Here is a 15,813-nt window from a genome sequence, read left to right as displayed (position 1 = left end):
CCATCTATAAATATGAATACATTTATTAAAATATTTTATAAATGAATGCAATTAGATTGAAAGGTACATATAGGAGGAGACAAAATGAATAAAGAGAAAAAAAATGTATCACTAAAGGTTAAACTTCAAGTTTCGTATGTAATTATGTCTATTTTGGTATTTATATCAGGAATAGTGAATTTTAAGCAGCTTAGTGATATAAAAAATGGTATTGCTAATGGAGATACATTGGCAAGAGATATTACGACAACTGTAGTGGTATGTATCATAAGTATAATTGCAGCAATTTTTGCTGGGTTTTATATGCATAAAAATATAATTTCAAGACTAAATACTCTTCAGAAATTTGCTATGAAGTTGGCAAGCTATGATTTTTCAGAAGGTGTTGAAATAACTAAATATGATGAAATTGGAGCTACTGCAAGGGAACTGAATATTGCTCAGGAGAATGTAAAAAATCTTATTTCAACTATTTTAAATGAAGCTTGTAACATGAGTGGGTTAAGTCAGGAATTATCTGCGAATGTAGAAGAAGTATCAGCCAAGCTTGATGAAGTTGATAATTCATCCAAAAATATAAATGTTACAATGACGGAAACAAGTGCAACGGCAGAAGAGATTGCTGCTTCTATTGAAGAAGTTAATTCTAGTATGGAAAGTTTGGCAAATAAAGCAGCCGATGGAAGTACAAATGCTGAAAAGATTAAAAGAAGAGCTGAAAAGGTCAAGGAAGATAGTAAAATTGCTATTGCAAATACAACACAAATAAGAGAACAAAAAGAAAAAGATATAATAAAGGCAATTGAAGATGCAAGAGTTGTTGAGGAAGTTAAAGTTATGGCTGGGGCTATAGCTGATATTGCGGAGCAAACTAATCTTTTGGCATTAAATGCAGCAATAGAAGCGGCTAGAGCAGGAGAATCAGGAAAAGGATTTGCAGTTGTAGCAGAAGAAATTAGAAAACTTGCAGAGGAATCTTCCCAAACTGTTTTTACAATTCAAGATACAATATCTAAGATACAGGACGCAGTTAAAAATCTTTCAGATAACAGTAATGATATACTTAACTTTATGTCGAGTGAAGTTGATAAGCAGTTACAGGATTATGCTAAGATCGGAGAAAAGTATAGCAATGATGGAGACTTTGTAAGCTCAATGTCAGAGGAACTAGTATCAATGGCTCAAGAGGTTGAAGCTACAGTCGAGCAGATAAATGAAGCACTTCAAAGTACAGCTGCAGATGTTCAAAAATCTTCTGTGAATAGCGAGAAAATACAATCAGAAATAGAAACTAGTTCATCAGCTATATCGCAAGTAGCCAATGCAGCAACTCAGCAAGCTCAGATAGCAATGCATTTAACTGAATTAGTACAAAAATTTAAATTAAAATAATAATAATAAATATTTAAAGAATAAATTAATTAAAGAGTTTTAGAATAACTATATCAAAGATATAATTTTTGTATCACGATATGGTTATTTTTATGCGGATATTTATAACTAAATTCGTAAACATAGTTATATCATTAATTATGTAATTAGCTATTTGGCTAATGAATTTTACATCATATAATGTACATTAAAAATAGCTATATATTGTTAGAATATTTAAACTCATCAGTATAAATGATATAATATATATAGATATTTTGGAGGCGATTGGCATGATAAGAAGAATTAATAAAATATTGGCACTTGTATTAATTGGGACAAGTATTATAGCTACAATACCAAATAGTGTTTTCAGTACTCCAGTTAAAGCGGAGACTAATGATATTTCAAAAATAATTTTAAATCCCCAAACTAATAACATAGCTCTTTCTGGAATTGATATAGGATCAATGGTTCCTGATGGAGATACTCTTATAGGAATGGCTGAAAACAGAACTATAAACCCTCAGTTAGAAAATGGAGTAAAATTGATGTTTAGCAGTAAAGGAGCAAAGTCAATCGACAATGAGGAATGTGGCAAGTTATCGTACAATCTGTCGGGTTCGCTAGTTGATGAAATTTCAGCACAAGTTTATGAGGTTTTGAAAGATCCAATAACAAATGCAGTTGTATCGAAGGCAGAATCGGCTACAGGAGGTACTATACCAGAGGAAACGCTTAAAAACGTAATCGAACCTATAGTGGAGAAAAACTTACAAGCAGCATTACCAAGTGTTATTAAGAGCAGATTTCAGAATATCCCTATATATCAGTATACTGGGAAAAATAATTCAGGTGATGTTATAGCTCAGGCCTTTGTGGTAAAGGGGTTAGTGGGATCAATAGTTAATACTGTGGTAGGAAATGGCGCATATTGCGTAAATACTTATAGTGCTAATGTGAGGAATGCATCTTACAGCAGCATTGATATAGTTCCTTCATTGACATTTAATCCAGCAGTAGGTACAACGGCTTATTCAAAAGTAATTAATTTAGATAATGGTTCTAAAGTTATTGGTGATGGTATGAGTATCAATGTTATTGATTCCGTAAACAACAAGGTATATGTAATTAATAACCCAATTTATAATATGTTAAAGGCAAAACAGGGGGATTCAGATAAAATAAATAAAGATTTAAATATTATTGATTTTAATGGTGTTACTAATTTGAGTGGCAGCTTAAGTTTTCCTTTGGATATAGATGGAACTAAATTCTCTATTTTAAGCTTATCATTAACTAAAAACGGAGATATCACAGCAAATAAAAGTTATAAATATGCTGTTGTAGTTGGAGATTACGAAAAGAATTTATTAGATAAGATGATTGATGGAGTTAATCTAGGTAATGTTGGGGATAAGATAAAGGGAATGATAAAAAGTGGGACATACAATATGATTCCAGATATAAATACTCAAATTGGCGGCTTGATAGATAAAGGTAAAAATGAGTTTGATAAAACTATAGATGGAATAAGTGATGGGATAAATGACATAAATGACTCCTTAGATGATCTTACTGATGCTCTTAAAGATAAGAATAATGATGTTGATGATGCTTGGGATAAAGTGTTTGATAGGTATGATAATGATAAAGGCTGGGGAAAACATGATGGATATATATATTATTATGATAAAGATGGAGTTAGTTTAAAAGGTGTACAAAAGATAAATGGAAAAATATATTATTTTAATAGAATTGATGGGGCCATGGAAACAGGTTGGCAGATTGTAGATGGTAAGAAGTGCTACTTCGATAAGAAAAAGGGCTGTGAACTGTTTAACCAATGGGTACAAGATGGTGATGATTGGTATTATGTTGGTGAAGATGGAGCCGTTAAAAAGATGGAGTGGGTCAATTATAATGGTAAATATTATTACTTAAAAGCTGATGGGAAGATGGTAAAGGACTGGTTTAAAGTTGATGAGTACTGGTATTATTTTAATAATGATGGATCAATGTCAACTTCAATTTGGAAATCGTCTAATGAAAAATGGTATTATTTAAAAGATAATGGACAGGCAGCTAGTGATTGGCTTAACTTGGGTAGTAACTGGTACTATTTTAAGAATACATCAGGAGAAATGCAGACAGGTTGGTTTAGAGCTAATGGAAATTGGTATTATTCAAATGATGATGGCTCAATGAAAACAGGATGGATTTATTCTAAGAATAATTGGTATTATTTAGATGAAGGTACGGGTGTAATGAAAAAAAATGAATGGGTAGTTATTGATGGTAAAAACTATTATTTTAATATTAATGGAGAAATGGTAACGGGATCAAGATATATAGATGGAACAAAATATGTGTTTGGTTCAGATGGAACCTTATATTAATTGAAGTCATGAATTAAATCTAAGGGGGAAGACGGCAACCTTCCTCCTTAGATTTTTAAATTATACTCAATATGGGATATTTAATGTAAAATGGTATTATATCTATATAGTTATTCAAAAAAGCTTCGATAATAAATAGAGTAATAAGATAAATTCAGGAATATTATTTGGATAATTGTGTGATAAGAATTCAATTGTTCAAAAGTACATATTATCTCTGTTAAATTTTATTATAATAGTTGTTTGAATTATGGTAAGACAAAAGTACTTTTTAATATAAGGTACTATGAAAAATATAAGATAGGGGTAGATTTGATGAAATGGAAGTTTATAAATAAAATAATTTCAGCAATTACCATTTCTATGACATTATTCACTCTAATTCCATTAAGGGCTTCAGCCGAATGGGTAAATGATTATCAAGGGAATTTTTATTATATGCAAGATAATCAAAAAGTTACAGGATGGAAGAGGATTGACGGACAGATATATTATTTTGATGGAAATGGGAAAATGCAAACAGGATGGATCAAAGCAGGCTCTTCATGGTACTTCTTGCAAAATGATGGAGCACTGAAAACTGGGTGGATTAATTATAATAAGAAATGGTATTATGCAGATTCAAGTGGTGTAATTCAAACAGGAATTGTTAATATCTCAGGAAAAGTTTATATTTTTGACGATAACGGAGCGATAAAGACAAATAATACAGTTATAAATGGAGAGTTTTACACTATTGGTTCTGATGGAGAAGTCGTTGGAACTAAAATGCCAACTCCAGAAAAAGAGTATGATGATTCAGGAAATTGCATTCAGGTATTGAAGAATACTGACAATAAGGTAATTACCTCTCCAACTGACTCGAAATTTAATGAAGTTATTGAGGATAAAACTGAATCGGATGACAATCCAAATGAAGGAAGAAGCTTTAAAGTTTTACTTAAAGATTCAGATGGATCAGAGCTTAAAACTAAAACTGTTAAATATGGTAAGTCATTTGACTTATATAAGCCAACTAAGGATGGACGTATTTTTGCAGGATGGAATGCTAAAAGCAATGGATCTGGAAAGAGCTACGATGCAGATGATAGTATAAAAGTAGAAGAAGATATAATATTATATGCACAATGGAAAGAAGATACATCAGTTTATGTAGAAGATATTAATATAAAAGGAAACTCAAATGTTACTGTAAATAAATCAGTTACAATGACAGCAGAAGTATCACCAAGTAATGTTACTAATGCAGATGTGACATGGTCTGTTTCTGATGAAACTGGAAAAGCAACTATTGATAGCAATGGAGTATTGACTGGAGTATCAGCTGGTACAGTTATGGTGAAGGCAACTGCAAAGGACGGCTCTGATGTAAGTGGAACAAAGGTAGTTACAGTTACAAACACAGATGTAGTGGTTCCAGTAAGTAAGGTTACAGTAAGTGGTCAATCAGGAGAATCAACAATAACAACTGATGGAGGAACTCTTCAAATGAAGGCAAGTGTGTCTCCAGAAGATGCAAGCAATCAGGGTGTAACTTGGGAAGTTCAAAATAATACAGGAAGCGCATCTATTGATTCTTCAACTGGGCTTTTAAAGGCAATATCTAATGGAACAGTTACAGTAAAAGCAACTTCAAATAATAATGTTGTTGGAAGTATGACAGTAACGATAAGCGGACAAAGTACAAAGATATTGGTAACCGATATGGAGATTACTACAACTAAAACTGATTTTGCAATTACAGAAGATGGTGGAACATTACAATTGAACTTAAATATAACTCCAACTACTGCAACTAACAAATCAGTAAAATGGTCGATTAAGTCTGGAGAAGACAAAGCCACAATTAATAGTTCAACTGGACTTTTAAAGGCGGTAACAAATACAAATGGAACACCAGTAACTGTACAAGCAGAAGCATTGGATGGTAGTGGAGTAGTTGCAACTAAAGATGTTACTATAATTGGTCAAAAAATTAAGGTTTCTAAAATTACTATAGATGGACCAGATTCAGTAACAGGAACTGGAAAAGTAACCATGAATAAAACTGTATTACCAAAAAATCCAACTAATGGTGCGGTAGCATGGTCTGTTGAGAATAACACAGGAAGTGCTACAATTGATGCCAATACTGGTGAATTAACTCCAAAATCAAATGGAAAAGTAACAGTAAAAGCGATCGCTACTGATGGATCTGGTATTAGTGGTACTATTGAAGTCACTATAAGTGGCATAGATAGTAATATAGCTGCAACCAAGATTAATATAGCAACAAAGGATGGAGTGGCTTTATCAATACCAGAAGATGATGGAACACTTGAATTGATAGCTAGTTTATTGCCAAGTTATGCTACCACAAAATCAGAAGCTGTAAATTGGGAAGTTATTAGTGGAAGTGATGGCGGAAGTGCTAAGATTGAAGGTGGAACAGTAGGAAGTTCTATAAATATAAGAGGAGTGACTAATGGAACAGTTACAGTAAAAGCAAGTGTAATAAATGCAGATGGCACAACCGCAATTGGAAGTGCAACTGTAAGAATAGCTGGACAAATTACAAATGTAACAGACATAATAATAAGTCCTGATGAAGCTCCAGAAGTAGTGGTTGGTGGAACATTGCAGATGAGCGCTAGTGTAGATCCCAATAATGCAACATATAAAATAGTGAACTGGTCTGTTTCCAATGGAACGGGAACAGCAACAATTACCTCTTCAGGATTATTAACAGGAGTATCTTCTGGAGATGTTAAGGTGATAGCTACTGCAGATAATGGAAAAGGAATTAGCAAATATATAACAGTAAAAGTAATTCCACAAGTTAAAGTCACTAAAATTACAGTTAATGCACCAGATGGAAGTGGAAATGAAATAACGGATGGCGGAACATTACAAATGACTGCAAGTTTTGAACCAACAGGGGCGACTAGTAAAAGTGTGACTTGGTCAGTAACACCTGGAACAGGAAAAGCAACAATTGATAGCAATGGGCTAGTAACCTCAGTATCAAATGGAACAGTTACTGTAAATGCAACTGCAACAGATGGATCAAAAGTTGTAGGAAGCCTGCCTATAACTATAAGTGGTAAAGTAGGGACAATAACTGTGGCAGGAACAGGAAATATTTCTACAATAGTTATTCCAAATGGTATATTACAAATGCTAGCAACGGTGGGGCCAACAGATGCAGTTAATAAAGCAATAACTTGGTCAGTAACGCCTGTAACAGGAAAAGCAACAATTGATAGTAATGGAATTTTAACTGCAGTATCAAATGGAACGGTTACTGTAAATGCGACTGCAACAGATGGGTCTGGAATTGTCGGACAGTCAGTTGTAACAATAAATGCAGCATCTGGAATTACAATAAATCAATCAAGTAATACAGTAGCTGTTGGAAATACAGTGAAATTGACTTCAGTTATAAGCCCAACTAGTGTAACAGGTAAAAAAGTGATATGGTCTATAAGTAATATAGACGGAACAAATACGGATCTTGCGACTATTAATTCAACTGGAGATTTAACAGCAGATTTAACAGCTTTAAAACAAGGCAGCGTTAATATAAAAGCAACTCTTGATGATGGATCAGGAATATCAGTTACAAAAACAATAATAATAAATCCAAATAGTTAAAGAGTGTATAAAATACTAAAGGAAAAATGGTCAAGTTGTAGTTTTATGACTTGACCAAATAATTAGGAAAGATAAGGGGGAGAACTTAATTGTGAAGTATGAATATTTAAGGAAATCTATTGCAGTAAGTCTTGCTATTTCATCATTAATTACTTTAGTTCCAGTAAAGTCTTTAGCTGCATGGATTGAAAACTATGATGGGAGTTGGAGTTATGCAGATATGTATGGTTATGCTAATGGAGGATGGAAGCAAATAAACGGAATTTGGTATTACTTTGATTCTTATGGATTAATGAGAACTGGATGGATTCTTGACAACGGAGAGTGGTATTATACTGATCTAAGTGGAGTAATGCAAACAGGTGTAATTCAAATAGAAGGAAAGATTTATATATTTTCAGAAAACGGTGCAATGCAGAAGGGAACTTCTATTATAAATGGAAGGATCTATAACCTTGATGATAGTGGAGCTTGTATAGGAAATGATTATCCAATACCGACTAAAAGTTTTGATTATTATGGAAATAATACACTTCCATATGTACCAAATCAAATAATTGATGAGGACTCAAAAATGTCAAAGGATATTCCTACAGACCCTTCAAAGGAAGTAAAAAAACAATATAAAGTTAAGTTTAAAGATCCTGAGGCTGAGGACGATGATGATGAGTTACTTAGGACAAAAACTGTTGATGAAGATACAATGCTTACTTTATATAAACCAGTTAAAAATGGGTATACTTTCATTGAATGGAATACAAAAAGTGATGGCGATGGTACAAGCTACGAGTATGATGATAGAATAAAAATAACTAAAGATATTACATTATATTCTCAGTGGAAGAAAAATGAAAACACAAGTGATGAAACTACTATAAAAGTAGACAATATAGTAGTTTTAGGACCAGTTTCTGGAACTACAGAGATGAGTTCAATAACCACTAAGGGTGGAAGTTTACAAATGAGTAAAAAGGTATATCCTACCAATTCAGATAATCAAAAAGTAAAGTGGTTAGTTGTAAACGAGGATGGATCAGCAACAATAAGTGATACTGGCAAGCTAATAGCGGTATCAAATGGAAAAGTTATTGTAAAAGCAGTTGCAACTGATGGCTCAGGAGTTATAGGAACTAAAGAAATAAAAATAAGTGGTCAATAAAAAGTATGTATAGACCTGCACAAGAATATGCTTGGAACAAACTTATTCTTGGCAGGGTTTGAGTCAAGTAAAAGTTGGCAAGAATTTTATTTAATTTATTATCCATTATTTTACATCATATTTTTAGAATTTCCCTACACACGCTTTATACTTAACTATAACTAATATCACTAAATGATTTTAATCCACATAAATCACGCACTATTTTTCTACCTAGCGTTGTGGCAGCTCCGCTGTACGGAATTTGTGCGCTATTACACTTATATACCTTACATTTATTAGATTCTTTATTTGCTTGAAATACTGTTAATGGTAGTTTGTAACTATTGTATCAATAACATTATCAGGAATAATATTTCTATAGATTTTATCCACAGTATCAAACAACCTATTACTAAATTTTTCAGATAATATTTTAGATAAATTATCTGCACCATTAATAGACCAGCTCATTTTTCTGCCCTTCATCCTTTGAGCTAATACATCACAAATATTATGTTCCATTGTACCTAAATTCCTGTATTCTATGCCTTCCGGCGCCGTAGGCATGTCTATGTTACCTCTTAATTTATATGGTGTTAATCCATCTCTATTGTGAGCTAAGTAATCATATAACTCAGTAAGCTTCTTAAATGAAACATCTTCTTCATTTGTAAGTGTCATCATATTTACAATAGCTTCTAGACCTTCATCAATTTTACCTTCTCTAAATAGTTTTAATAATTGCTTTTGGGTTCTTTTATCACTTACCTTACGCATAATTGCTTGACCTACATGAAATGGATCTAGTTGAAAATGAATGTCTTGATCCTCACAAGTTGCCTTAATCCACTTTGCTCCATCACCGTTTAATATTCTAGTTTGAATTTCGTCTACATTGTATTTTTCTGAAATTGTTGCGCTAGCAAGCTTTTTAAAGTGGCTAGAATTACTAAAACTTGCACAAGCAGTTTTATCAACAACTACATATTCTTTTTTGCTTCCTGGACGTAAAGTCCAGCCTGTATATGATACTGCTAGTTTTAACTCTTTCTTTTTATTTTTCCCTTTTGGTCTATCTTTACCTTGAAGATAGAGCCAAACTCCATCTTGCTCTTGAAACAATACTGGTACTTCCTTTTCGCCTTTTAACACACCTTTATCATCTAGTTCAATTTTACGATTTTCTAGTTCTTTAATCTTTTCTCCAACTGTTTGAACTACGTTCCAAACGCCTTGAGCACTAATTTCTTGATTACACATAGTTTTAATATTCTCAGATGTCTTTCTAAAAGAAACATCCGCCACGTTAGTCAAAATAGTTTCTACGAGATTTATAGAAACATTTCCTATAGTATCCATTCCTAAATACTCATCCAAAAGGTATTTAGTTGCTTTCTTACCATCCTCAAGTTTTAATTCATAAACACGCCTAGAATACTCTACATTCCCCATAATAGTCCTCAAACAAGTTTGCTTACGGCCTTTATTACGGTAAACCTTGCTATCTCTTTCATTAAGTAGTTTTTCATCCAAGGATTCTAATATGCTTTTTAATGCATTGCAAGCTTCATCACAAGCATATTTATAAATTCTTTTCTCTAACTCCTTGAAAGTAAATCCATTATCATTTAAACTTAATTCATACATAAATCTAACTCTATTCTATTTAGTTTCGTCAACTTAATTATAATGGATAATTTATGTATTGAGGAGATGCTTTTGCATCTCCTTTATTATTTATATAGTATTCTTTATTATCTTTGCCTACTAAAATTATACTCTAACCTTGGCAGGTATTTTTTATATTTAAAATTCTACTTATCTAAGTATTTAATCAGAATAAAATGCAGAAATTAAACTATAATTATATTTAAAATATAATAAATATAGAGTGTGTTATTATAAATTATTTTTAATTAAGAATCATGAAACTAATATTCATTATGGTAATATAGTTATGTTTAGTGTAAGATATGTATATTAGGGGAATTGTGTAAGATAAATTATATTTTAACAAGGGGGGAATAACTTGAAGATTTTAAATATTGCGCATAGAGGTTATAGTGGAAAGTTTGATGAGAATACAATGTTGGCATTTAAAAAAGCGATTGAGTATAATGCTGATGGAATAGAGGCAGATGTTCAGCTTTCTAAGGATGGAGTTCCAATTATACTTCATGATGAGACTTTAGATAGAACTACAAATGGCCATGGTTTTGTTAAAGATTATACTCTAGATGAACTAAAGATATTTAGAACTAAAAGTGTACCGGAAATTCAACTTTTAAAGAATGATTCTTTGCAGGAAATGGCACATTTAAAGTTAAATATGACAACAGAAAGAAACTATGAGGAAGGTAAACAAGTCGGTAGCTATAAGGTTGGGAAATATACTATGGAAGAAGCAGAATATTTTCAAAACAGAGGTGGAGAGGAAATACCAACTCTGCGAGAACTATTAGAGCTTGTTGCAGACTCTGATTTGAAAGTATTAAATTTGGAACTTAAGAATAGTGTCATAGAATATAAAGGACTAGAGAAAAAAGTTTTGTCTATGATTGATGAATATAATTTAAGAGATAAGGTTATAATATCAAGCTTTAATCATACTAGTTTAGTAAAAGTAAGAAAACTTGAGAATAATAAAAAGATCACTTTAGGTGCTCTGACAGAAACTATACTAGTTAATGTACCTAAATATTTGAAAGCCATTTCCGTTGATTGTTATCATCCTCATTTTTCAAGTATATTAAACGAAGAATATATTAAAGAAATTAAAGATGCAGGAATAAAAGTAAATCCATATACGGTTAATAGTTTAGTTGATATGAAAAAGGTGATAATGGTTGGAGTAGATAGTATAATTACGAATGAAGTTGAACTTTTAAATACATTATTATAAAAGTTTTTAATATTAGGAAATTATAATTTAGGGTAACCTCCAAAATAACTATGATCAATAATTTAAAGATTATATTTACTTTTATGTAAACGAAATTATATTAGATTTAGAATTTGAATCCTGTTATATTAAAATGTAAGGCTGTCTCCAAAAGTATCTATTTCTTTTGAGACAGCCTTGTTATAGTAAACCTAGGAGAGGTTTAAAAGAGCATATTATTTAGGTTAATATATTACGTATATTATTAAGCGTATAGTTTATATCTGATAATTTATACCCAAGCACCGCTTGCAGATAATCTATATCCGTTAATTACTGTATTAGCAGCCATAGCACCATTTGAATATAGATAGTACCAAGTTCCATTATCATTTAACCAACCAGTTTGCATAGCACCAGAACCGTTTAAGAAATACCAAGTACCATTAACGTTAGCCCAGCCAGTAGCCATAGCACCCGATTGATTTAAATAGTACCAAGTTCCATTTAAATTCAACCAACCAGTAGCCATAGCACCTGACGAATTCAAGTAATACCAAGTTCCATTTAAGTTTAACCAGCCAGTAGCCATAACACCATCAGCTTTTAAATAGTACCAAGTTCCGTTTAGGTTTAACCAACCAGTAGCTTTAGTTCCATCTTCTTTATTATAAGTCCAAGTTCCATCAGTAGCTTGCACCCATCCTGTTTTTACTACTGGAGTATCATCAGGATCACTATTAGACTGTTTTCCACCAATTACTGAATATACATCATCGTCTTGGCTCCAAGCAACGATATTATCTTTATCATAAACTGAGAATTCATCAAATGATCCGTCTACTCTGTATACTTTGTCCCAATCATCAGTATTATCAAATTTGTAGATATATCCACCATCTAATCTCCAAAGATTTCCGTCAACATCTGTTTGAACAGCAGCACCTTGGTTTTTGCTGTTTTCACAATCTTCTTTGCTTTGATCTTCCTCATCAGCGTAATAGAATCCGCTGCTTGATTTTAATGTATAAGCTCTAACAGTAACTTTATCATTATTATTAATTTCAGAATTGTAAGCTATAAGTTTTCCTCCAGCTACAGTATAGTTAGTTGTAGTAACTATATTACCTGAAGTATTTATAAATAATTCCTCAGCATCTAACTTTTTACCATCTTTATCAGAAAGTGCGTAAGTAGTTACAGTTTTAGCATATTTAGCGTCATCAACATCACCAGAAGCTTGAGTTTTTGAAATTTTTTGAATAGCTTTGAAAGATACAACTTGTCCGTTGTTTTCAACTTTAAATATATCATTGCTATTATTTGGATCAATTTTAACACCATTTATTTCACTAATTGTAGCAGCCGCACCAGTAGTAATAGTTACCTTTACAGTTGCAAGTCTATATATATAATCTTTATCTTGTGCCAATACTCTATCTTGAACAACACTTGCACTTAATTTATCAGATCCACTAATATTAGTTCCATTAATAATTCCATCAGCTGCATCGTAAGCGTCGTTTGTGTTCTCTATTGTATCTGTCTTTGTTAATGTAGTACCTGAAGCACTTGAAGCAGTTGTTGTAACCTTAACTTTACCTAAGTTATAGTCCGCATCAATGTAATTACCTTTTTCGTCAGTAAATACATTAAATGTTTGATGGGCTACATCCAATCCATTTAATCCATTAACATTTTTATCTATAGATTTTTGAGCGGCTTTATATTGTGTATAATACCAAACTTTATTATACTTTGCTCCTGGAATTAAATCGAATAGGTCACCATGATTTGAATCTTTAATAGTATTTGCTTCAGTTTCGTTATATCTATCATCTGTATCATCTTTTATTTTTTTTCTTAAAGCAGCAGCTGCATCATCTTCAGTATCACCTTTAATGTCATCATCAGTTACAGTACCCTTATCTAAATCAACAGTGTAGTCTCCGTCTGATATATCTAAATATTTTTCTCCAAATAGAACTGCGTCATCTCCTGAATCAACATCTTCCAATTTATTAAATTTACCGTTAGCTAAATAGTAAGCTTCTTCATCATCATTGATTTCCCCATCAATATAAGCTCTACCATCCTTATATGCTATTGCATTATAGATAGTCCCATCATCAGCGCTAATTCTTTTTATCTCAGCAGCATTAACGCCACTAAAAGGTACTAATGAAGCAACTGTTGCTGCTGCTACTAATAGTGATGTTACCTTTCCCATTCCTCTTATCATAATATTGTCCTCCTCTTATGAAAATAAAATTTAATAGTATTTAAGCTAATTAAAATATTTAGCTAATAGTTATGAATGAATAATCAATTAAATGTAATATTATTAATATACAGGTAAGATTTTGTCATTCACTATAATATACAACTCTTTAAACAGTACTTGGTACTTTTTTAAGTGGTAAATTTTCTTAAGATTTTCTTAACGTGTCTTAAGAAAATCTTAAGGAGGTTGATTTTATAAATAAGATCTGAATATCGAATGAAAGAAGAGCTATACCAAATAGATTTGATATAGCCCAATTATTAAGATATCCTCTATCTAATCCAAGCGCCTGAAGCATTTAATTTATATCCATCAACAATTGTGTTAGATAACATTGAACCTGATGCGCTTAGATAGTACCAAGTTCCATTATCATTTAACCAACCAGTCTTTATAGCACCTGATGATTGTAAGTAATACCAAGTTCCATTATCATTCAACCAGCCAGTTTTCATGGCACCTGACCCAGTTAAGAAATACCAAGTTGATCCATCTTTGATCCAGCCAGTAGCCATGATACCATCTGCTTTAATATAGTACCAAGTTCCGGAATCATTAACCCATTGTCCTTTTAATTGAGTTCCATTAGTGTTGTAGAAAGTCCATCCTGCATCAGTCTTAACCCATCCTTTGTTTATTACAGGAGTTGTTGGTTCAGCTGGGGTTGTTGGAATTGTCTCTTTTCCACCTATTACCGAATAAACTTCATTATTCTTATTCCAAGTTACGATATTATTATTATCGTAAACTGACATTTGATCAAAAGAACCATCTACCTTATACACTTTTGTCCAGTCTTCATTATTATCCCACTTATAGATATATCCGGCGTCTAATCTCCAAAGGTTTCCGCTTACATCTGTATCAACAGCACTTTTAGAACCATTTACTTTAACATCTTCACTTGATTCATCAGCTAAATCAACATAATAATATCCATTTTTTGACGTTAATGTTGCCGTTCTAACTTTTAAATTTGAACTATTAGCTGTATATCCGACTAATTTCCCGTTAGCAATAGTATACTTATCATAGGAAAAAGACTCATTTTTTCCGTCCTTATCAGAAATAACATAAGTTGTTACTGATTTAGCGTACTTAGCTCCATCAATGTTACCTGAAGCTTGTGATTTTGATATCTTTTGAATTACATTGAAACTTACTGTACTAGTGCCAGAACCCAATGTGCTATTGTTTACAGTAAATGTATGCCCGTTATCAACAGTAACATCCATTCCATTTATTTTAGTTATTTTAGCCCCATTAGCAGCATTAACAGTAATTTTGGCTGTTCTATAAATATAGCTACTATCTTGTCCAATGACTTTTCCTGTAGAAGTATCAACGCTTGCTGATATTTTATCTTTTCCTGTAATAGAATTAGTGCCATCAGCATCATAAGTATCGTCTGTGTTAGCTACAGTTATTGTTTTGGATGTAGATGAAGATGCAACTGTAGTTACTTTTAGTGATCCTAAATTATAATCAGCATCAATGTAGTTCCCTTGAGCATCAGTATATACATTTAATTTAGTAATTGCACCATTTGTTGAATTGTCTTTTGAATATTCAAATTTATACCATGGATCTGAATATTTATTCCCTGGAAGCTCTGCATTCGTTAATTTTTGGATTGTTTCAGCTTCAGTTTTGTTGAATCTTCCATCGTTGTCTTTTTTCAGATTCTTTCTTAGGGCTGAAGCGGCATCATCTTCTGCATTTTCTTTTATAGATTCATCAGTTACGGAGCCGTTATCTAAATTAATAAAATAATCCCCATTTTCTACATTTACATATTTAGAACCATAGACGTCAGAAGATGACCCGCTATCAATATCTGATAGATTATTGTATTTGCCGTTTGCTAAATAGTAAGCAGCTTCATCCTTGTTATTAACTTCTCCATCGATATAAAATTTACCATCTTTGTACGCTATTGCACTGTATATAGTACCTTCTTGTGAGTCGATTTTTTTATAATCAGCCGCATGAGCAGGTACTATTGAAATAATAGCAGCTGCAGCTACTAGTAATGATGTTGCATTAGTTAATCTTTTTAGCATAATTTGTCCTCCGTTTTATATAATATTTTATTTAAATAATA

At 32.1% G+C, this 15,813-nt stretch carries 8 protein-coding genes; 5 read left to right on the top strand and 3 right to left on the bottom strand.

The window, feature by feature from the left end:
* Positions 1-84 precede the first annotated feature (84 nt).
* The 4 genes from AXY43_RS11905 to AXY43_RS11890 all read left to right on the top strand — a co-directional run bounded on the left by AXY43_RS11905 (position 85) and on the right by AXY43_RS11890 (position 8,562).
* Positions 85-1,392, top strand: a complete 1,308-nt coding sequence (locus AXY43_RS11905; protein WP_103698823.1) for a methyl-accepting chemotaxis protein — start codon at positions 85-87, stop codon at positions 1,390-1,392.
* Positions 1,393-1,664: 272 nt separating this feature from the next.
* The gene (locus AXY43_RS11900; protein ID WP_105411580.1) at positions 1,665-3,770 is read left to right on the top strand and encodes a cell wall-binding protein; all 2,106 of its coding nucleotides are present in this window, start codon (positions 1,665-1,667) and stop codon (positions 3,768-3,770) included.
* A 315-nt stretch (positions 3,771-4,085) separates the two neighbouring features.
* Positions 4,086-7,403, top strand: coding sequence for an Ig-like domain-containing protein (locus AXY43_RS11895; protein WP_105411579.1), 3,318 nt, complete (start codon positions 4,086-4,088; stop codon positions 7,401-7,403).
* Between the two features lie 91 nt (positions 7,404-7,494).
* Positions 7,495-8,562 carry an InlB B-repeat-containing protein gene (locus tag AXY43_RS11890; protein ID WP_077854093.1) on the top strand — a complete coding sequence of 356 codons (1,068 nt, stop codon included), beginning with the start codon at positions 7,495-7,497 and terminating at the stop codon, positions 8,560-8,562.
* A gap of 306 nt (positions 8,563-8,868) precedes the next feature.
* Here AXY43_RS11890 and AXY43_RS11885 read toward each other — a convergent pair whose 3' ends face one another.
* A complete protein-coding gene (locus tag AXY43_RS11885) occupies positions 8,869-10,191 on the bottom strand; it encodes an ISLre2 family transposase (RefSeq protein ID WP_105411578.1) in 1,323 nt (440 codons plus the stop codon).
* Between the two features lie 382 nt (positions 10,192-10,573).
* Between AXY43_RS11885 and AXY43_RS11880 the strand changes: the two genes are divergently transcribed.
* Positions 10,574-11,446, top strand: coding sequence for a glycerophosphodiester phosphodiesterase (locus tag AXY43_RS11880; RefSeq protein WP_039770707.1), 873 nt, complete (start codon positions 10,574-10,576; stop codon positions 11,444-11,446).
* A 271-nt stretch (positions 11,447-11,717) separates the two neighbouring features.
* Here AXY43_RS11880 and AXY43_RS11875 read toward each other — a convergent pair whose 3' ends face one another.
* The gene (locus AXY43_RS11875) at positions 11,718-13,667 is read right to left on the bottom strand and encodes an N-acetylmuramoyl-L-alanine amidase family protein (protein WP_077867907.1); all 1,950 of its coding nucleotides are present in this window, start codon (positions 13,665-13,667) and stop codon (positions 11,718-11,720) included.
* 314 nt (positions 13,668-13,981) lie between these two features.
* Complete coding sequence (locus AXY43_RS11870; protein ID WP_105411577.1) at positions 13,982-15,772, bottom strand: N-acetylmuramoyl-L-alanine amidase family protein; 1,791 nt, start codon at positions 15,770-15,772, stop codon at positions 13,982-13,984.
* Positions 15,773-15,813: the final 41 nt, after the last annotated feature.

Source organism: Clostridium sp. MF28, from assembly GCF_002969175.1.
In the GTDB taxonomy this organism is placed as follows: Bacteria; Bacillota; Clostridia; order Clostridiales; family Clostridiaceae; genus Clostridium; species Clostridium beijerinckii.
Note: the sequence above shows the minus strand (reverse complement) of the source record. Positions and strands in the feature narration are given on the sequence as shown.